16 protein-coding genes and 1 pseudogene are annotated in these 19193 nt (G+C 71.9%); 8 read left to right on the plus strand and 9 right to left on the minus strand.

Annotation, left to right across the window (positions count from 1 at the left end):
- Positions 1 to 10: 10 nt before the first annotated feature.
- The 3 genes from CKY47_RS24480 to CKY47_RS24490 all read left to right on the plus strand — a co-directional run bounded on the left by CKY47_RS24480 (position 11) and on the right by CKY47_RS24490 (position 5981).
- Positions 11 to 1267 carry an ABC transporter ATP-binding protein gene (locus CKY47_RS24480; RefSeq protein ID WP_306748426.1) on the plus strand — a complete coding sequence of 419 codons (1257 nt, stop codon included), beginning with the start codon at positions 11 to 13 and terminating at the stop codon, positions 1265 to 1267.
- Positions 1267 to 2139: an ABC-2 transporter permease gene (locus tag CKY47_RS24485; protein WP_306748427.1), complete on the plus strand. Its 873-nt coding sequence runs from the start codon at positions 1267 to 1269 to the stop codon at positions 2137 to 2139. The genes CKY47_RS24480 and CKY47_RS24485 overlap by 1 nt, the downstream gene beginning before the upstream one ends.
- Before the next feature lie 77 nt (positions 2140 to 2216).
- Positions 2217 to 5981 (plus strand): ABC transporter ATP-binding protein, encoded by a 3765-nt coding sequence (locus CKY47_RS24490; RefSeq protein WP_371320727.1) that lies wholly within the window; start codon positions 2217 to 2219, stop codon positions 5979 to 5981.
- A 39-nt stretch (positions 5982 to 6020) separates the two neighbouring features.
- On the opposite strand, the gene CKY47_RS24495 is transcribed toward CKY47_RS24490, so the two are convergent.
- The gene (locus CKY47_RS24495; protein ID WP_306748429.1) at positions 6021 to 6518 is read right to left on the minus strand and encodes an SRPBCC family protein; all 498 of its coding nucleotides are present in this window, start codon (positions 6516 to 6518) and stop codon (positions 6021 to 6023) included.
- Positions 6515 to 6871 (minus strand): ArsR/SmtB family transcription factor, encoded by a 357-nt coding sequence (locus tag CKY47_RS24500; RefSeq protein ID WP_306748431.1) that lies wholly within the window; start codon positions 6869 to 6871, stop codon positions 6515 to 6517. The genes CKY47_RS24495 and CKY47_RS24500 overlap by 4 nt, the downstream gene beginning before the upstream one ends.
- A gap of 359 nt (positions 6872 to 7230) precedes the next feature.
- Here CKY47_RS24500 and CKY47_RS24505 point away from each other — a divergent pair, with 359 nt between their 5' ends.
- From CKY47_RS24505 to CKY47_RS24515, 3 genes are all read left to right on the plus strand, one after another.
- Positions 7231 to 10935, plus strand: coding sequence for a multifunctional oxoglutarate decarboxylase/oxoglutarate dehydrogenase thiamine pyrophosphate-binding subunit/dihydrolipoyllysine-residue succinyltransferase subunit (locus tag CKY47_RS24505; protein WP_306748432.1), 3705 nt, complete (start codon positions 7231 to 7233; stop codon positions 10933 to 10935).
- Positions 10936 to 11012: 77 nt separating this feature from the next.
- Positions 11013 to 11195, plus strand: coding sequence for a DUF6104 family protein (locus CKY47_RS24510; protein WP_306748683.1), 183 nt, complete (start codon positions 11013 to 11015; stop codon positions 11193 to 11195).
- Positions 11196 to 11425: 230 nt separating this feature from the next.
- Positions 11426 to 11890, plus strand: a complete 465-nt coding sequence (locus tag CKY47_RS24515) for a hypothetical protein (RefSeq protein WP_306748433.1) — start codon at positions 11426 to 11428, stop codon at positions 11888 to 11890.
- A gap of 254 nt (positions 11891 to 12144) precedes the next feature.
- Here CKY47_RS24515 and CKY47_RS24520 read toward each other — a convergent pair whose 3' ends face one another.
- A complete protein-coding gene (locus tag CKY47_RS24520) occupies positions 12145 to 12753 on the minus strand; it encodes a TetR/AcrR family transcriptional regulator (protein WP_306748435.1) in 609 nt (202 codons plus the stop codon).
- A gap of 225 nt (positions 12754 to 12978) precedes the next feature.
- Here CKY47_RS24520 and CKY47_RS24525 point away from each other — a divergent pair, with 225 nt between their 5' ends.
- Entirely contained in the window at positions 12979 to 13524 is a 546-nt protein-coding gene (locus CKY47_RS24525) for a hypothetical protein (RefSeq protein ID WP_306748436.1), read from the plus strand.
- A 52-nt stretch (positions 13525 to 13576) separates the two neighbouring features.
- Here CKY47_RS24525 and CKY47_RS24530 read toward each other — a convergent pair whose 3' ends face one another.
- The 4 genes from CKY47_RS24530 to CKY47_RS24545 are packed head-to-tail and all read right to left on the minus strand — an operon-like array spanning position 13577 to position 16921.
- Positions 13577 to 14569 (minus strand): aldo/keto reductase, encoded by a 993-nt coding sequence (locus CKY47_RS24530; RefSeq protein ID WP_306748438.1) that lies wholly within the window; start codon positions 14567 to 14569, stop codon positions 13577 to 13579.
- Between the two features lie 59 nt (positions 14570 to 14628).
- A complete protein-coding gene (locus tag CKY47_RS24535) occupies positions 14629 to 15276 on the minus strand; it encodes a response regulator (RefSeq protein WP_306748439.1) in 648 nt (215 codons plus the stop codon).
- Entirely contained in the window at positions 15273 to 16316 is a 1044-nt protein-coding gene (locus CKY47_RS24540; protein WP_306748440.1) for a sensor histidine kinase, read from the minus strand. The genes CKY47_RS24535 and CKY47_RS24540 overlap by 4 nt, the downstream gene beginning before the upstream one ends.
- A gap of 17 nt (positions 16317 to 16333) precedes the next feature.
- Positions 16334 to 16921, minus strand: a complete 588-nt coding sequence (locus CKY47_RS24545) for a hypothetical protein (RefSeq protein ID WP_306748441.1) — start codon at positions 16919 to 16921, stop codon at positions 16334 to 16336.
- 134 nt (positions 16922 to 17055) lie between these two features.
- On the opposite strand from CKY47_RS24545, the pseudogene CKY47_RS36965 reads away from it, so the two are divergent.
- Positions 17056 to 17559, plus strand: a pseudogene (locus tag CKY47_RS36965) (DUF222 domain-containing protein); the annotation flags it as partial.
- A gap of 297 nt (positions 17560 to 17856) precedes the next feature.
- Here CKY47_RS36965 and hutI read toward each other — a convergent pair.
- Together hutI and CKY47_RS24555 are read right to left on the minus strand one after the other, a co-directional pair.
- Positions 17857 to 19017 (minus strand): imidazolonepropionase, encoded by a 1161-nt coding sequence (hutI, locus tag CKY47_RS24550; protein WP_306748443.1) that lies wholly within the window; start codon positions 19015 to 19017, stop codon positions 17857 to 17859.
- Positions 19014 to 19190 (minus strand): DUF397 domain-containing protein, encoded by a 177-nt coding sequence (locus CKY47_RS24555; protein ID WP_306748444.1) that lies wholly within the window; start codon positions 19188 to 19190, stop codon positions 19014 to 19016. Before CKY47_RS24555 ends, hutI begins: the two co-directional genes overlap by 4 nt.
- Positions 19191 to 19193 lie beyond the last annotated feature (3 nt).

The following is a 19193-nucleotide window of genomic DNA, read 5'->3' on the forward strand; positions in this document are numbered from 1 at the left end:
GGAGGGACGCGTGCACGACGGCAGTGGCCGCATCGTGGTGCAGAACTTGACCAAGCAGTTCGGTCCGGTCGCAGCGGTGCAGAACTTGAGCTTCACGGTGGAACCCGGTTCGGTTACCGGGTTCCTCGGTCCCAACGGCGCGGGCAAGACGACGACGCTGCGCATGCTCCTCGGGTTGGTGACCCCGACCGCGGGCATCGGCCTGATCAACGGCAGGCCGTTCCACCAGCTCGGCAACCCGGGGCGGGTCGTGGGCGCGGTGCTGGAGGCCCAGGGCTTCCACCCGAAGCGCTCGGCGCGCAACCACCTGCGCGTGTACGCGGCGGCGATCGGCGTGCCGGACTCGCGCGCCGACCAGGTGCTCCAGCTGGTGGGCCTGGGCGCGGCGGGCGAACGCCGGGCGGGCGGGTTCTCGCTGGGCATGAAGCAGCGGTTGGCACTGGCCACCGCGCTGCTCGGCGACCCGCAGGTCCTCGTGCTCGACGAGCCGGCCAACGGCCTCGACCCGGAGGGCATCGCCTGGCTGCGGACGTTCCTCCAGTCGTTCGCCCGCAGCGGTCGCACCGTGCTGATCTCCAGCCACCTGCTGGCGGAGGTCGAGCAGACGGTGGACCAGGTGGTCATCGTCAGCCGGGGGCAGACCATGTACTACGGGGCGCTGGACAACCTGCGCGACCAGCAGCAGGCCCGCGTGCTCGTGCAGCCGTCGGACGCCGGGGCGCTGGTCGCCGCGCTCCGCGAGGACGGCGTGGCGGGCATCGAGCAGCTGCCCGACGGCCGGATCGCGGTCGCCGGCGTGGAGGCCAAGCAGGTCGCCGACACGGCCCTGAGGGCCGGTGTGTCGATCTACGGCATCCAGGAGGAGAAGGCCGACCTGGAGCGCCTGTTCTTCCAGCTCACCAACGGTCAGTACGCGGCGCCGGCCCAGGCCCAGTACGGAGCCCAGGCCCAGTACGGGCAGCAGCCGCCGGTCCCGCCCGCGGGCAGCGGCTACTACGCGCCGCCGGCCGGGTACCAGCAGCAGCCGGGTTACCAGCAGCCGGGTTACCCGCCGCAGGGGTACCAGCAGCCGCCGTCGGGCTACCAGCAGCCGCCGTCGGGCTACCACCAGCCGGTGGCGGGCTACCCGCCGCAGGGGACACCTCCCCAGGGAACGCCCCCGCAGGGCTATCCGCAGCAACCGCCACAGGCACCCGGGTACCAGCAGCCGCCGCAGGACAACCCGTACGGACAGCAGCAGGGTGGCGGCCTCGGGGGCGGTGCGTGATGGGCAACCTGATCAAGGCGGAGTTCCGCAAGACGACCACCACGGGTCTGTGGTGGGGCCTGCTGATCCCGACCGTGCTGCTGGCGCTGGGCTGGGCGCTCGGCACCGGCGCCATCGGCAAGGGCATCATGGACGTCGTCAGCAGCGAGGAGGCCGAGGAGCTGACCAGGCTGCTCGGGGTGGACCCGGCGCAGTGGCAGGTCTCGCTGTTCGGCATGGCCCGCAGCATCAACGTGGCCACGATCTTCCCGATGATCTTCGGCGGGCTCGCGATCTCGAACGAGATCAACCGCAGGACGATCACCACGACGTTCCTCACCGCGCCCACGCGCGTCGCCGCGCTGACCGCGAAGCTGGTCGTCTACGTGGCGTGGGGCGCGATCTACGGCATCGCGATCGTGGCCGCGGTGAGCATCGGCATCGTGATCACCTCGGACTCCGGCGCGCTGCCGGACCCGGCCGGGTGGTTGGCGCTGGCCGCGGTCGGCGTCCTGTCGTCGATCCTGATGACGATGTTCGGCGTGGGCGTCGGCGCGCTGATGACGAGCGTGGTGGGCACCACCGTGGTGCTGATCCTCTACATGCTGATCATCGAGAACGGCATCCAGCTCGTGCTGGCCTCGCAGAACCTGCCGGAGATCATCGGCTTCCTGCCCAACGGCGCGGTGAACGGCATGACCGGGTCGGTCGCGTCGTCGCTGTTCCTGGCCAACGCGGGCGTGGTGCCGGACGAGCTGGTGGACGTGATGCGGGCGATCGCGGGGGCGTTGGGGGCGTTCGACTGGTGGCTGAGCGGGTTGATCTTCCTGGTGTGGACCGGGTTGTTCTTCCTGGGCGGGTGGGCCGCCACCCAGCGCAAGGACATCACGTGACGGTGTGACCCCGTTCTCGGAGGCCGTCCCGGTGTTGGTCGTCGGGGCGGCCTCCGCTTTCCGGTCGACCTACTGTGGTGGGCGTGACCGACACCGACGGCTGGATCAGGCGACTCGCGCGCGCGTGCTGGCAGCACCGCTCCCTCGTGGTGTGGTCGGTGCTCGCGGCGGTCGTGGGGGTGGGGCTCCAGGCCGCCGGGCCGCTGCTGATCAAGGCCGCCGTGGACGACGCGGTGGCCGGGCGCACCGACCGCCTCACCTGGCTCGCGGCCGTGCTGGTCGGGCTGGAGCTGCTCACCTTCGGCACCGCGTTCGTGCGCCGCTACCTGGGCGGCCGGCTGGCCGTGGACGTGCAGCACGACCTGCGGCAGGCCGTGTTCGGCGCGGTGCAGCGGCTGGACGGGCACAAGCAGGACGCGCTGCGCACCGGGCAGGTGGTGTCGCGCTCGATCACCGACCTCCAACTGGTCAACAGCCTGCTCTCGATGACCCCGCTGGCGTTCGGCACGGTCGTCTTCGCGGTGGCCGCGCTGGTCGCCATGTTCTGGCTGTCGCCGTTGCTCACGGTGATCGCCTTGGTCGTCGTGCCCGCCGTGGGGGTGGTCGCGGCGCGCAGCAGGCTGACGCTCTTCCCGGCCACCTGGTCGGCGCAGCAGCGGGCGGCGGACGTGGCGCAGCACGTCGAGGAGACCGTCACCGGCGTGCGCGTGGTGAAGGGGTTCGGGCAGGAGGCGCGGGAGGTCGCCCGGCTGGAGTCGCGGGCGAAGGCGCTGTTCGCGGAGCGGATGCGGGCGGCCCGGCTGACCTCGAAGCCGGCGGCGACGCTGACCGCGTTCCCCTACCTGGGCCAGGTCGCGGTGCTCGCGCTGGGCGGGTGGCTGGCGCTGCGCGGCGAGGTGTCCCTCGGCACGTTCCTGGCGTTCGCGACGTACGTGGCGAACCTGGTCGGCCCGACCCGGCTGATCTCCAGCCTGATGGTGACGGCGCAGCTGGCGCGCGCGGGCGTGGAGCGGGTGTACGAGCTGGTCGACTCGCAGCCGGACGTGGTGGACGGCGAGCGCGACGTGCCGGCGGGGCCGGTGGGGGTGGAGCTGCGGGACGTGTCGTTCGGCTACACGCGCAGCGAGCCGGTGCTGTCCGGGGTGTCGCTGCGGGTCGAGCCGGGCGAGACGCTGGCCGTGGTCGGCACGGCGGGTTCGGGCAAGTCGACGATCTCGCTGCTGCTCCCCCGGTTCTACGACGTGCACGGGGGTTCGGTGCTGGTGGGCGGCGTGGACGTGCGGGAGCTGCGGCTGGAGTCGCTGCGGCGGACCGTGGGCACGGTGTTCGAGGAGGCGTTCCTGTTCTCCGACACGGTGCGCGCGAACATCGCCTACGGCGTGCCGGACGCGTCCGACGAGCAGGTCCGCGCGGCCGCGCGGGCGGCCGAGGCGCACGGGTTCGTCGAGGCCCTGCCGAACGGCTACGACACCGTGGTCGGCGAGCGCGGGCTGACCCTGTCGGGCGGCCAGCGACAGCGGGTGGCGCTGGCCAGGGCGCTGCTGTCGGACCCGAGGGTGCTGGTGATGGACGACGCGACGTCGGCCGTGGACAACGCCACCGAGGCCGCGATCCACCGCACGCTGGCCGCCGTGACCGCCGGGCGCACCACGGTGCTGGTCGCGCACCGCCGGTCGTCGCTGGCGCTGGCGGACCGGATCGCGGTGCTCGACGCGGGCCGCCTGGTCGACGTCGGCACGCACGAGGAGCTGACCGCCCGCTGCCGGCTGTACCGCGACCTGCTGGCGGGGCCCGGTGAGGCGATCGAGCAGGTGGACCCCCGGGCGGACGCGCGCCTGGAACCCGGCCCGGACGGGGTGACGCCCGAGCTGTGGCCGGACTCGGACGAGGACGAGCTGACCGTGCGGGCGGCGAACCGGGCGGTCAGCGCCGCGCCGAAGGTGGCCCGGGGCGGTGGCGGCACGTCGGCGCTGCTGGGCGGCACCCCGCCCACGCCGGAGCTGGTCGAGCGGGTCCGGGCCCTGCCGCCGGCGCGGGACGAGCCGGACCTGCGCGGCGAGGACCCGACGGCGCCCGACCCGGGCTTCCGGCTGCGCTCGCTGCTGCGGCCGGTGCGGTGGGCGATGGTGGGCGTCGGCGGGCTGCTGCTGGTCGACACGGCGCTGGCCGTGGCGCTGCCCGGCCTGGTGCGGCTGGGCGTCGACCGGGGCGTGGTGGGCGGCGCGGCCGGCTGGCTGTGGGCGGCGGCGGCGATCGGGTTCGCCCTGGTCGCGCTGGGCTGGCTGGCGTCGGCGGTCGGCACCGTCGTCACGTCCCGGGTCGGCGAGCGGCTGCTCTACCTGTTGCGTGTGCGCAGCTACGCCCATCTGCAACGACTCGGTCTGGACTACTACGAGCGCGAGATGGCCGGGCGCATCATGACCCGGATGACGACGGACGTGGACGCCCTGTCGAGCTTCCTCCAGACGGGCCTGACCACGTTCGCGATCAGCGTGCTGACGGTGGCGGGCATCGCGGTGGCGCTGGTGGTGACCGACCCCGGGCTGGCCCTGGTGGCGCTGAGCGTGCTGCCGGTGCTGCTGGTCGCGACGGTGATCTTCCAGCGGGTGTCGTCGCGGGCCTACGCGGAGGCGCGGGAACGCGTGAGCGCGGTCAACGCCGACCTCCAGGAGAACGTGTCCGGCCTGCGCGTCTCCCAGGCCTACACGCGCGAGTCGCGTTCGGCGGAGGCGTTCGCCGAGCGCAGCGACGCCTACCGCCGCTCCCGCATCCGGGCGCAGCGCTACATCGCCACCTACTTCCCGTTCCTGGCGCTGCTGTCGGGGGTCGCGCAGGCGGCGGTCCTGGTGGTCGGGGCGTACCGGGTGGCCGAGGGCTCGCTGTCGACGGGCGTGCTGCTGGCGTTCGTGCTGTACCTGGGGCTGTTCTTCGCGCCGCTGTACCAGCTGTCCGGCGTGTTCGACGGCTACCAGCAGGCGCGGGTCGGCCTCAGCCGCATCGGCGACCTGTTGCGCACGCCCACCTCCGTGCCGCCCGCAGAGCACCCGGTGGGCGTGTCGGGGCTGCGGGGCGAGGTGGAGCTGCGCGACGTCTCGTTCGCCTACCAGGGCACCGCCGCGCCGGCGCTGGCGGACGTGTCGCTGCACGTCCGGCCCGGCGAGACGGTGGCGCTGGTGGGCGCGACCGGCGCGGGCAAGTCGACGCTGGTCAAGCTGGTGGCCAGGTTCTACGACGTCACGTCCGGGCAGGTGCTGATCGACGGCGTCGACGTCCGCGACTACGACCTGTCGGCGCTGCGGCAGCGGCTGGGCGTCGTGCCGCAGGAGGCGCACCTGTTCGGCGGCGACGTGGCCGAGAACGTGGCGTACGGGAACCCGGACGCCTCGCGGGCGCAGGTCGAGGCGGCGGTCCGCGCGGTGGGCGCCCTGCCGACCGTGGCGTCGCTGCCCAACGCCTTCCGCCAGCAGGTCGGCGAACGCGGCCAGGGGCTGTCCGCGGGGCAGCGCCAGCTGGTCGCCCTGGCCCGCGCCGAGCTGGTGCGGCCGGCGCTGCTGCTGCTCGACGAGGCCACCGCCGCGCTGGACCCGGCGACGGAGTCGGCGGTGCTGGCGGCGGGCGACCACCTGGCGGGTGCGCGCACGACGTTCGTGGTGGCCCACCGCCTGGCGACCGCCGCCCGCGCCGACCGGATCGTGGTGCTGGCCGACGGCCGGATCGCCGAGGTGGGCACGCACGCCGAGCTGCTGGAGGCGGGCGGCCCCTACGCGCGGCTGTGGGCGCACGGCGTGGGCGAGGCCGCCCCGGACGACGCGGACGACGCCGTGGGCGCGCAGGTGGGCTGACCCCTCGGCCCCGCCGGCGGCGGGGCCGAGGGGTCCCGGTCAGGAGGCCAGGACCTCGTCGAGCTGCTCGTAGCCCTCGACCACGCCGGTCTGCATGCCGGAGGACAGGGCCATGTCGCGCACCTCGAACGAGTCGTACACGCTGACCGCGTCGAGCCGCGTGCGGCCGTCGCCCAGGTCGGTCAGCGTCAGCGTCTCCAGGCACACGCCGTCGGGGAAGCCCCCGAAGGTGAACGTCTGCACGATCCGCGACGGCTCGCGCACCTCGTGGAACGAGCCGTAGAACCCGTACTCCTCGTCGCCGCGGGTGTGCTTGTACCGGTACGCGCCGCCGGTGGTGGCGTCCCAGCGCTCCACGACCATGGTCACCGAGCGCGGTCCGAGCCACCGGGCGACCAGGTCGGGGTCGGTGTGGGCGCGGAACACGGCCGCGGGCGGGGCGGCGAACTCGCGGCTGATGCGGATGGTCGGCACCGCCGGGTCGGCGGCGATGGTGGTCTCGGGGTGGGTGGTCGTGGAATGGGTGGTCGTGGTCATGACGCTTCTCCTTCACGCACGTCGGGGGTGGCCTCGTCGGCCAGGTCTGCGAGCACGGCGTCGAGCCGCCGGTAGCGCTGTTCGGCCTCGTGCCGGTAGCGCTCGATCCACTTCGCCATCAGGTCGAAGACCTCCGCCTCGAGGTGGACGGGTCGCCGTTGCGCCTGCTTGCCGCGGCTGACCAGCCCGGCGTCCTCCAGCACCTTCAGGTGCTTCGACACGGCCTGCACGGTCACGGGGTACGGCTCGGCCAACTCGTTGACCGTCGCGTCGGCCACCGCGAGCCGCGCCACCATGTCGCGCCGGATCGGGTCGGCCAGGGCCGAGAAGACCCGCGACAACCGGTCGTCCACCGCCACCTCCTTGTTCAACCGCTCGGTTGAACACAACCTACGACGCGTCACCAGTGAAGTCAACCGACAGGTTGAACAAGCAGGTCACACGATCGGGTTCAGAATGGTGAACACCTCACCGCCCGGCGGGACCGGCGGTGCGCACGACGCCGGCGGGCCGGCACCCCCGCGGGACGCGTGACGGGCCTAACCTCAAGAGGTGCTCAAGCACCCATAACGGGACCGATGACGTGATCGATCCTGTGAGTGAGACCTCTGCGCCGGGCACCTCCTGTGTGTGAACTGCACCAGACGGGGGACTAGCCTGGACAGGAGTGAGTCATTGCCAAGAGCGAGATGGATAGAGGCGAGCACCAGCCGTGTCCAGCAGCAGTCCTGCTTCTCAGTTCGGTCCCAATGAGTGGCTGGTCGAGGAGATGTACGAGCAGTTCCTCGCCGACCCGTCGTCGGTAGACCCTGCCTGGCACGACTTCTTCGCCGACTACAAGTCGACGCAGCGGTCGGGCAACGGGGCGGCGGCGGCCGCGGAGAACGGCACGACCGCCACGACCACCACCGCGACCGCGACGAAGCCGGCCGCCAAGCCCGCCGAGCCCGCGGCCAAGCCGGCCGCGACCAAGCCCGCGCCCGCCCCGGCCGCCAAGGCCGCGCCCGCCGCGCAGGCGAAGCCCGCGAGCAAGCCCGCCCCCGCCCAGGCCGCCAAGGCCGCGCCGGTGAAGCCCGCCCAGGGCGAGGAGCAGAAGCAGCTCCGGGGCGCCGCCGCCGCCATCGCGAAGAACATGGAGCTGTCGCTCACCGTTCCGACCGCGACGAGCGTGCGCGCCGTGCCGGCCAAGCTGCTCGCCGACAACCGCATCGTCATCAACAACCACCTCAAGCGCACCCGCGGCGGGAAGGTCTCCTTCACCCACCTCATCGGGTACGCGGTGGTCCGGGCGCTCCAGGCGTTCCCGAACATGAACCGGCACTTCGCCGAGGTAGACGGCAAGCCGTTCGTCGTCACGCCGGAGCACGTGAACTTCGGCCTGGCGATCGACCTGCCCGGCAAGGACGGTTCCCGCTCGCTGGTCGTGGCCTCGATCAAGGGCTGCGAGAACATGACGTTCACGCAGTTCTGGCAGGCCTACGAGGACCTGATCCGCAAGGCGCGGTCGGGCTCGCTGACCGCCGAGGACTTCGCCGGCACCACCATCTCGCTGACCAACCCGGGCACCATCGGCACCAACCACTCGGTGCCGCGCCTCCAGGCGGGCCAGGGCACGATCGTCGGCGTCGGCGCCATGGAGTACCCCGCGCACTTCCAGGGCACCAGCGAGCAGGCCCTGACCGACATGGGCGTCAGCAAGATCATCACGCTGACCTCGACGTACGACCACCGCGTGATCCAGGGCGCCGAGTCGGGCGAGTTCCTCAAGCGCATCCACCACCTGCTGCTGGGCGAGGACGGCTTCTACGACGACGTGTTCACGTCGCTGCGGCTGCCGTACGAGCCGATCCGCTGGGTCGCCGACATCCCCGAGGGCGCGGTCGACAAGACCGCCCGCGTCATCGAGCTGATCGACGCGTTCCGCACCCGCGGCCACCTGATGGCCGACACGGACCCGCTGAACTACCGCCAGCGCAGCCACCGCGACCTGGACGTCCTGTCGCACGGCCTGACCCTGTGGGACCTCGACCGGGAGTTCCCGGTCGGCGGGTTCGCGGGCCAGGAGCGGATGAAGCTGCGCGACATCCTCGGCGTGCTGCGCAACTCGTACTGCCGCACGGTCGGCGTCGAGTACATGCACATCCTCGACCCGGAGGAGCGCCTCTGGATCCAGGAGCGCGTCGAGGTCCCGCACGAGAAGCCGCCGGCCTCCGTGCAGAAGTACATCCTGTCGAAGCTCAACGCCGCCGAGGCGTTCGAGACCTTCCTCCAGACCAAGTACGTCGGCCAGAAGCGGTTCTCGCTCGAAGGCGGCGAGACGGTCATCCCGCTGCTCGACGCGGTGCTGGACAAGGCCGCCGAGCACGAGCTGGACGAGGTCGTCATCGGCATGCCGCACCGCGGCCGGCTGAACGTGCTGGCGAACATCGTCGGCAAGCCGATCTCGCAGATCTTCCGCGAGTTCGAGGGCAACCTCGACCCGGGTCAGGCGCACGGCTCCGGTGACGTGAAGTACCACCTGGGTGCGGAGGGCAAGTACTTCCGCATGTTCGGCGACGGCGAGACCAAGGTGTCGCTGACCGCGAACCCGTCGCACCTGGAGGCCGTGGACCCGGTGCTGGAGGGCATCGTCCGGGCCAAGCAGGACATCCTCGACAAGGGCGGCGAGGGCTTCTCCGTGCTGCCCGTCGCGATGCACGGCGACGCCGCGTTCGCCGGGCAGGGCGTGGTCGCCGAGACGCTGAACCTGGCGCTCGTGCGCGGCTACCGCACCGGCGGCACCGTGCACGTCGTGGTGAACAACCAGGTCGGCTTCACCACCGCGCCGGAGAACTCGCGCTCCTCGAAGTACTCGACCGACGTCGCGAAGATGATCGGCGCGCCCGTGTTCCACGTGAACGGCGACGACCCCGAGGCGTGCTACTGGGTCGCGAAGCTGGCCGTGGACTACCGGCAGGCGTTCAACAAGGACGTCGTGATCGACATGGTCTGCTACCGGCGCCGCGGCCACAACGAGGGCGACGACCCCTCGATGACGCAGCCCGCCATGTACGACGTGATCGACACGAAGCGCTCGGTGCGCAAGACCTACACCGAGTCCCTGATCGGCCGCGGCGACATCTCCGTCGAGGAGGCCGAGAAGGCGCTCCAGGACTTCTCCTCGCAGCTGGAGCACGTGTTCAACGAGGTCAGGGAGCTGGAGAAGCACCCGATCAAGACCTCGCCGTCGATCGAGGAGGAGCAGCAGGTCCCGGCCAAGCTGCCCACCGGCGTCGACCGGTCGGTCATCGAGCGGATCGCCGACGCGCACGTCGACCTGCCCGAGGGCTTCACCCCGCACCCGCGCGTGAAGCCGGTGCTGGAGCGGCGCGCCAAGATGGCCCGCGAGGGCGGCATCGACTGGGCGTTCGCCGAGCTGCTGGCGTTCGGTTCGCTGGTGCTGGAGGGCCGCACGGTCCGCCTGGCGGGCCAGGACTCGCGGCGCGGCACGTTCGTGCAGCGGCACGCCACGCTGGTGGACCGCAAGAAGGGCGCGGAGCACACCCCGCTCCAGCACCTCGCCGAGGACCAGGGCAAGTTCATGGTCTACGACTCGGTGCTGTCCGAGTTCGCGGCGCTGGGCTTCGAGTACGGCTACTCCGTGGCCAACCCCGACGCCCTGGTGCTGTGGGAGGCGCAGTTCGGCGACTTCGTCAACGGCGCGCAGCCGATCATCGACGAGTTCATCTCGTCCGGTGAGGCCAAGTGGGGCCAGGTGTCCGACGTCGTGCTGCTGCTGCCGCACGGCCACGAGGGCCAGGGCCCCGACCACACGTCCGGCCGCATCGAGCGCTTCCTCCAGCTGTGCGCGGAGGGCTCGATGACCATCGCGGTGCCGTCGACCCCGGCGAACTACTTCCACCTGCTGCGGCGGCACGCCCTGGACGGCGTCAACCGGCCGCTGGTGGTGTTCACCCCCAAGTCGATGCTGCGCCTGAAGGCCGCGACCAGCCCGGTCGAGGACTTCGTCGAGGAGCGCTTCCAGTCGGTCATCGACGACCGGAACGTGGTGAAGGACGAGGTCAAGCGCGTCCTGCTGTGCAGCGGCAAGATCTACTACGAGCTGCTGGCCGAGCAGGAGAAGCGCGGCGCGAAGGACGTGGCGGTCGTCCGCGTCGAGCAGCTCTACCCGGTGCCGGCGCGCAAGCTGACCGAAGCCCTGAAGAGCTACCCGAACGCCACCGAGGTGCGCTGGGTCCAGGAGGAGCCGGCGAACCAGGGCGCGTGGCCGTTCTTCGGCCTGGCGCTGCCGGAGCTGCTGCCCACGCGGTTCACGGTGAAGCGCGTCTCGCGCCGCCCGATGGCCGCCCCGTCGGCGGGGTCGTCCAAGGTGCACGAGGTCGAGCAGCGCGAGCTGATCGCCAAGGCGTTCGAGTAGGCCGTTCCCGTTCGTTGGCCGAGCCGTCGGGGCGCGCGTTCCGGCGGCTCGGCCGTTTCCCCGTCTTGGAGGACGACGTGTACTTCACCGACCGCGGCATCGAGGAGCTGGAGAGCCGGCGCGGCGAGGAGGAGGTCACGCTGGCGTGGCTGGCCGATCGGCTGCGGGCGTTCGTCGACGCGAACCCGGAGTTCGAGACGCCGGTCGAGCGCCTGGCGACCTGGTTGGCCCGTGACGACGAGGACGACCTCGAGGACTGAGCGGCGTCGGGCGTCGCCACGCCGTGGCTACACGCGTGGTTCGGGGATGTCGGAGGTGTGGGAGATGATGTGACCGCACATCTCCGCGAGAGGCCGATGGTTGTCCCCCGACCTGCTGCACAACCGCGCGTTCGCGGACGAGTCCTACCTCGAAGCGACCGAGGGCGGCGAGGGCTTTACGTGCTCGCGCCGGCGGTTTCGCCCCTGCTGAGCACGCGAACGCGCGCGAGGTGTCGTTGCACCTGCGCGGCGACCGCGGTACTGCCAAGCTTCACTGGAACGAGATGGACAAGCGCCAGAAGCGGATCGCCGCCGAACGACTGGCCGAACTCGACGGCTTGCACGTCGTCACGGTCGGCACCTCGCTTCCCGTCAAACGACAGGAGCGAGCGCGCGCGGCATGCCTGGCTCGACTCGTGCACGAACTCGACAGCTTGGAGGTCCGAGAACTGTTGATCGAATCTCGCACGACCGAGTTGGACAGGCGTGACGTCACCACGGTCACCGGCGCCCGCCATGCCTTGCCCAAGGGCACTCGGTTCCGGGTAGAGCACCAGGCAGGAGCGAAGGAGCCCTTGTTCTGGGCCGCCGACATCATCGCCGGAGCGGTGCGCGCCCATCTGATGGGCGACAGTGTGTACCAGCGGATGCTCGAAGACCGCTTGCACGAGGTCTTCGTCGAGACGAAGTGCTGACTCTGCTCAACGCCACAGTCGGGAGATGCGTAAGGCCAGGGTCCCGGTCTGCCCCAGGTGCACCTGGCCTTGCGACTCGCCCGAGCACCCGCGGTGCCGGACTCCCGGGTCAAGCCTACTGATCGATCAACCGGTTGACCGGTATCGACCACCACCTGGTCAGGTGGTCCTCGGCACCCGATCCGTCGTCCGTCTTCGACCGAGCGACGAAACCGGCTGGTCGTGAGCCTCGTCGCGTCCGGCGTCTCCGGATCTCACGTGAGGGCATCCGTCCGGGCGGCCTCCACCACGGCTCGGCCGGCCCTGACGATGGACTCGGCGCGGTCGGCGCGGTCCAGGCTGAGGTAGCCGGCGAGCATCGCGCCGTCGCGGAGGAAGATCAACTGCTCGACGGCTGCGGCGCGGTCGGCGACGCCCAGTTCCCCCAGCAGCTCCCCCAGGTACTCCGCGAACCAGACCCGGTGGGCGGCGATGGCCCGCCGCACGGGGTGGTCGGGGTCGGCGTACTCGGCGGCGGCGTTGATGAACGGGCAGCCCCGGAAGCCCGGTGAGCAGCTCATGTCGGAGATGCCGCGGCCGATGGCGACGAGCGTGTCGCAGGCGTCGGCGGACCGCTCGCGGAACTCCTCCAGCACGCCGCGCTCGACCGCCGCCTTCCGCTCGACGTAGGCCAGGACCAGGTCGTCCTTGGTCGGGAAGTGCCGGTAGAAGGTCACCTTGCTGACGCCCGCCTCGGCGATCAGCCGGTCCGCGCTGACCGCCCGGATGCCCTCGGCGTAGAAGTGCTCGTCCGCCGCCGCCAGGATGCGTTCCCGGACCGGTCGACCCTTGGGCGGGACGTCGGTCCCGGCGGTCTGCGCCATCGCGGCTCCATCCCTTCTCCGGGCCGTCCCGGCCGGTGGTGAGCACCGGCCGAGTGTAGCTGACTTACTAGTTCGTCTACTCGCTGGCGTCCTGCGTGCGTGAGACGGGTCACCTTCCGTTGTGCGAGCCCTCCGAACCGGAGCAAGGTGGCCGTCATCAGGTAGACGAACTAGTACGTCTACCGCCGAAGTCCGCAGTGTCTCCGACCGTTGGGAACAACAGCCATGACCACCACGACCGCCTCCGCGCCCGCCCTCCGCCGCCTGTACCTCGTCCGCTTCGCGTTCGCCCTCGTCTGGGCAGGCTCGCTGTTCGCGACCGCATCGGGCATCGGACCGGTGAGCGGGGCGCTGCTCGTGCTCTACCCGCTGTTCGACGTGGCGGCGGCCGTCGTCGACGCGCGTTCGTCACGCGCCGCCGGGTCGGCGCGGGGGCTCCACCTGAACATCGCGATCAGCTCGCTGGCCGCCGTCGGCCTCGCCGTCGCCGTCACGTCGGGTGGCGTCCCGGCGGTCCTGCGGGCGTGGGGGATCTGGGCGGTCGCGTCGGGGGCCGTGCAACTCGTCGTCGGAGTCGGGCGGCGGGAGCTGGGCGGCCAGTGGGCGATGATCGCCAGTGGCGGCCTGTCCACGCTGGCCGGGACGGCGTTCTTCCTCCAGGCGTCCGGCGACGGCGCGACCCTGACCACCCTGGCCGGCTACGCCCTTGTCGGCGGCGTCTTCTTCCTCGTCTCGGCACTGCGCCTCGGCCGCACCGCCGACGAGGGCTGACACCCGCGCGCCCACCTCCCGGTCGGGGTGGTGGGCGCGCGGGAGCCGGGGATCACCAGGCGTAGGCCTCCGGCGCGGGCTTGCTGCCGTTCGGGCCGGGTGCCGGGAACAGCTCGTCCAGCTTCGCCAGGACCTCGTCGTCCAGCGCGATCTCCACCGACCGCAGCGAGCCGTCCAGCTGCTCCATGGTGCGCGGACCGATGATCGGGGCCGTCACGCCCTGCTGGTGCAGCAGCCACGCCACGCCGAGGTGCGCCGGGTCCTCACCGAGGTCGGCGGCCAGCTTCTCGTACGCCTCCACGGCGTCGCGGTGCTTCTCCAGCGCCTTCCGGCTCCGCTCGTTGGTGCCCCGCGAACCGCCGCCCTCGCGCTGCTTGCGCAGCACGCCGCCGAGCAGGCCACCCTGCAACGGCGACCACGGGATGACGCCGAGGCCGTAGTGCAGCGCCGCCGGCAGCACCTCCAGCTCGACGAAGCGGTTGAGCAGGTTGTAGATCGACTGCTCGCTCACCAATCCCAGGAAGTGCCGCTCGCGGGCCGCCTCCTGCGCCTGCGCGATGTGCCACCCGGCGAAGTTGGACGACCCGAAGTAGAGGACCTTCCCCTGCTGCCGCAGCACGGAGAACGCCTCCCAGATCTCGTCCCACGGGGTGTTGCGGTCCACGTGGTGCATCTGGAGCAGGTCGAGGTGGTCGGTCCGGAGCCGCCGCAGCGACTCCTCCGCCGCGCGCCGGATGTGCAGGGCGGACAGCCGGCCCTCGTTCGGCCAGTCCCCCATGTCGCCGTACAGCTTGGTCGCGATCACGGTCTTCTCGCGCCGACCGCCGCCCTGTGCGAACCACCGGCCGATGATCTGCTCGGTGACGCCCTCGCCCTTCTGCCAGCCGTAGACGTTCGCCGTGTCGAAGAAGTTCAGGCCGTGCTCGTGCGCGCGGTCCATGATGGCGTGGCTGTCGGCCTCGGACGTCTCGGGGCCGAAGTTCATCGTCCCCAGGCACAGGCGGGACACGGACAGGCCGGAACGGCCGAGCTGGGTGTACTCCATGCCCCCAGCCTGCCCTGGTCGGGCCGATCCGGCCACGTGGAGCCGCTCCAGGTCGGCCGTCACCGGCCCCCCGGGACGGCCAGCCCCGACTCGTAGGCCGCGATCACGGCCTGCACCCGGTCGCGCAGGCCGAGCTTGGCCAGCACGTTGCCGACGTGGGTCTTCACGGTGTGCTCGGTGACCACCATCTCGGCGGCGATCTCGGCGTTCGACAGGCCGCGTGCGATGAGCGCCAGGGTCTCCCGCTCCCGCGCGGTCAGCACGTCCAGCCTGCCGGACACCTCCACCGGGGTCGGCGACGTGAAGCGGGCGATCAGCCGGCGCGTCACCGACGGCGAGAGCAGCGACTCCCCCGCCGCCACCACGCGCACCGCGTGCGCCAGGTCGTCCCGCCGCACGTCCTTGAGCAGGAACCCGCTCGCACCCGCCCGCAGCGCGGCGAACACGTGCTCGTCCGCGTCGAACGTGGTCAGCATCAGCACCCTGGTCTCGCCGCTGACCGCGCGGGCCGCCTCGATGCCGTCGACGCCGGGCATCCGGACGTCCATCAGCACCACGTCCGGCCGGTGCTCCCGCACGGCCGCGACGGCCTGCGCGCCGTCGCCCGCCTCCGCCACGACCTCGATGTCCGGCTGCGCGTCGAGGATCATCGCGAACCCGGCCCGCACCAGTTCCTGGTCGTCGGCGACGACCACCCGGACGCTCACGCCGGGAGCCGCACGACGACCCGGAACCCGCGCCCGTCGGTCCGCGGTCCGGCGTGGGCCGTGCCGCCGCAGGCCGCGGCGCGTTCCCGGATGCCGATCAGGCCGCGGCCCCCGTGTCCGGCCGCGGTGCCGCGACCGTCGTCGGTGATGCTGATCACGAGTTCGTCGTCCCGCCAGTCGAGTCGGACGTCGGCGCGCCCGGCGGACGCGTGCTTCACGACGTTGGTGAGGGCTTCCTGGGTGGTGCGGTAGGCGGCGACCGCCACGTCCGGGCGCAGCGGCAGCGGCGTGCCACCGGTCGCGAACCCGACGTCCACCCCCGCCGCGCGCACCTGGTCGGCGAGCGCGGGCAGGTCGTCGAGGGTGGGTTGGGGCGCGCGCGAGTCGTCGTCCTCCAGCACCGCGAGGATGCCGCGCAACTGGGTCATCGCGTCCCGCCCGGCCGCCGCGATGGCGTCGAACGCCGCCTCTGCGCGCGTCGGGTCCGCCCGCAGCACGACCGGCCCGGCCTCGGCCTGCACCACCATCACGCTCACCGCGTGGGACAGGATGTCGTGCATGTCGCGCGCGATGCGGGCGCGTTCGCGTTCGGCGGCCCGCTCGGCCTCCAGCTCCCGTTCCCGCGCGAGCCGCGCGACGCGTTCCGCGGAGGCCGCCGCCGCCCGGCCCATCGCGTAGGCGGCGGCGAGCAGCGCGACGGTCCGGAACGCCGGTTCGGGGCCCACCAGCAGCACCGTGCCGCCGATCGACACCACCAGCGCGGCGACCCGCGCCCGTCGACCGGAGTGGGCGGCCACGGCGTGCATCGCGACGATCCCGCCGTACCAGACGGGCTGGGCCGGTGCCTCACCGCCGAAGTCGTACAGCCCGGTCGCCGCGAGGCTCAGCACCAGCGCGGCCAGCGGCGCCTCACGCCGCCACAGCAGCGGGACGGCGGAGGCGACGACCACCGCGTAGCCCCACCAGCCGTACTCGCCGTCGCGGACGGCGAACGGCCACAGCTGCGCCGCCACGACCAGCGCCGGGAGCCCCCACCTCACCACCACACGAGGGATCTTCACACGGCGGCCCCGTCACGCGTGCGCCAACGCGGCGCCGGCCGTTCGGGCCGGGTGAACTGCCGGAACGACACCAGCAGGAGCAGCGCGCCCACCGGGATCAGGTCCTTGTCCACGAACGGCATCGCCAGGTCCGCGAGCACCAGGAAGGGCGTCCACGCCTTCGCCCGCCCGGCCAGCGCCACCTGCACCACCAACACCAACTGGCCGACGTAGAACAGGTACGGCCCCAGGTCGTAGAACAGCGGCCCCACCCCCGGCACGGCCTTCACCTGCCGCGACATCGCCGCCATCCCCGCGTGGTCGTCGTTGAGCAGCCCGACCACCACGTCCACCGCGAACTGCCCGAACAACGCGGCCGCACCGGCCGTGGCCACCACGGCGGTCACCGTCGCGAGCGTGGTGCCCGCCATCGCCCGAAGACGCCGGAAGACGACCGCGAACGCCACCAGCGCCCCCATGAACGCCAGGTGGCCGGCCGTCCACGCGATCCCCGGTCCCCGTTCGCCGTCGAACCCGTCGAAGACCCGGAAGATCCCGTACACCAGCACCAGCACGGGTGCGACGAGAAAAGCCTTGTTCCTCATGCGGTACAGACTGCGGACCGTCGGTTCGGAATTGATCGCCGGCAGGAGCGGTCTTCGACTCACTCCCGAGAGTGAGTCCGCGTCGATCCACAGCTACCAGGTTCATCCGTCAGGACAACCATTCGAGTGATGAAATGGGAACTGGTGTTCGAATAGCCTGGATTCATGGACGTGTCGCCCGCGCTGCTCTCCGACGATGGTGTGTTCGCCGCCATCGCGGAGGTCGAGGCATCACTGCGGGCGCTGCATGTGCGGCGGTTGCACCTGTTGGCCGAGGTGTTGCGGCGTGGGCTGGGCGCGGATGCGTACCGGCGTCTCGTGCGCGCCGACTCACGGGAGGTGAAGCGGTGGACAGGGGCGAGGCGTTCGCCGACCTGGTCGCACTGGCTTCGCGGTCGGGCGACCTGCCCACCGAAGCCGGAGAACGGCCGCACATCAGCGTCACCATCGACCACGACACCCTCCGCCGGGGCGTCGGGCACGCGGTGCTCGACGGCGACCACCACCTCAGCGCCGCCCAAGCCCGCCGCATCGCCTGCGACGCCACAGTCCTCCCCGTCGTCCTCGGCGGGGCGTCCGAAGTACTCGACCCCGCCCGCGCCAAGCGGACCGTGAGCACCGCCCAGCGCAGGGCACTGCACGCCCGCGACCGGGGCTGCGCCTTCCCCGACTGCCACCGACCACCCCAGTGGTGCGACGCCCACCACATCCAACACCGGGCCGACGGCGGCACCACCGACCTGGACGACCTCGTCCTGCCCTGCCACACCCACCACACACTCATCCACCACACACACCGGCGAGTCGCGACAAACGGCGGGACACCGACCTTCATCCCACCCCGACACACCCACCCCGCACAGAGGCACGCCAGAACCTGCTCCACCGACCACCCACACCTGCGTCGGCTCCGCTGGCCGCGTGAACCGCACCGGTCAGCGGACCTGCCGGCCTTCGCGCCACACGGCGTGCGTGAGGGGCACTCCGGGGCGGTAGGCGAGGTGCGTCGCGGAAGGTGCTTCGAGCACGTGCACATCGGCCCGCGCGCCGACTCCCAGGTGTCCCACATCGCTGCGCCGCAACGCCTTGGCCCCGCCCAGCGTCGCCGCCGTGACCGCTTCCTCGACCGTCAGCCCCATCTGGAGCACGGCGGTGGCGACGTTGAACGCCATGGACGTCGTGTACGAACTACCGGGGTTGCAGTTGCTGGCCAACGCGATGGTCGCCCCGGCGTCGAGCAGCCGACGCCCCGGTGCCAGGGGTTGCCTTGTCGACAAATCGCACGCAGGCAGCAGGGTCGCGACCGTGCGCGACCGCGAGAGCGCTTCTACGTCCGCGGCCGACAGGTACGTGCAGTGGTCGACGCTGGCCGCCCCCAACTCCACGGCCAGCCTCACGCCGGGCCCCTCGCCCAACTGGTTGCCGTGCACCCGCAGACCGAGTCCTTTGGCCGCCGCCGCCTCCAGCACGGTCCGCGACTCGTCCTCGTCGAACGCACCGCGCTCGCAGAACACATCCGCCCACCGCGCGTACGGCACCACGGCATCGAGCATCACGCCCGCCACCAAGGACACATAGGCGTCTTTGTCGACGTCCGCGGGCACCAGGTGCGCACCGAGGAAGGTCACCTCGTCGACCACACCGGCCGCGATCCGGGCCGAGCGCACCTCGTCGGCGACGGTCAGGCCGTAGCCGGTCTTGGTCTCGACGGTGGTGGTGCCTTGGTGGGCGGCTTCCGCGACGTGCTTGTGCAGGTTGGCGAGCAGGTCGTCGTCGGATGCCTCGCGGGTTGCCCCGACGGTCACCGCGATCCCGCCGGCGGTGTACGCCTGGCCGGCCATGCGGGCCTCGAACTCGGCGGTGCGGTCACCGGCGAAGAGGAGGTGGGTGTGGCTGTCGACCCAACCGGGCAGCACCGCGCGGCCGGCCACGTCGATCCGCTCGTCGGCGGCGGGGGCGGAGGATGCCGGGCCGACCCACCGGACGTGCGAGTCGAAGACGATCGCCGCGTCGGTCAGGCGGCCGAGTCCGGGGTCGTTGGTGGTCAACTCCCCGATGCCGGTGATGAGGGTGCTGTGCACCGCCGGATCGCTCACCGCCGCACGAACCGCCGCCAGGCGGGCGCGGAGAACGACAACCGAGGACCGGGCGGGTTCTTGGAGTCCCGCACCGCCACCTGAGGGGACGGGAACGCCACCTCGACGCAGTTGTCGTTCCCACCGCTGCCGCTGCGACTGCTCTTCCGCCAGACCAGACCGGTCGTGTCCACGGT

The organism is Saccharothrix longispora, assembly GCF_030852425.1.
In the GTDB taxonomy this organism is placed as follows: Bacteria; Actinomycetota; Actinomycetes; order Mycobacteriales; family Pseudonocardiaceae; genus Actinosynnema; species Actinosynnema longispora.

Excerpts from the sequence above, each read along its gene's own strand:
- CKY47_RS24485 (WP_306748427.1), top strand. The coding sequence starts at position 1,267 with ATGGGCAACCTGATCAAGGCGGAGTTCCGCAAGACGACCACCACGGGT.
- CKY47_RS24495 (WP_306748429.1), bottom strand. The coding sequence starts at position 6,518 with ATGACCACGACCACCCATTCCACGACCACCCACCCCGAGACCACCATC.
- CKY47_RS24520 (WP_306748435.1), bottom strand. The coding sequence starts at position 12,753 with ATGGCGCAGACCGCCGGGACCGACGTCCCGCCCAAGGGTCGACCGGTC.
- CKY47_RS24525 (WP_306748436.1), top strand. The coding sequence starts at position 12,979 with ATGACCACCACGACCGCCTCCGCGCCCGCCCTCCGCCGCCTGTACCTC.
- CKY47_RS24530 (WP_306748438.1), bottom strand. The coding sequence starts at position 14,569 with ATGGAGTACACCCAGCTCGGCCGTTCCGGCCTGTCCGTGTCCCGCCTG.
- CKY47_RS24545 (WP_306748441.1), bottom strand. The coding sequence starts at position 16,921 with ATGAGGAACAAGGCTTTTCTCGTCGCACCCGTGCTGGTGCTGGTGTAC.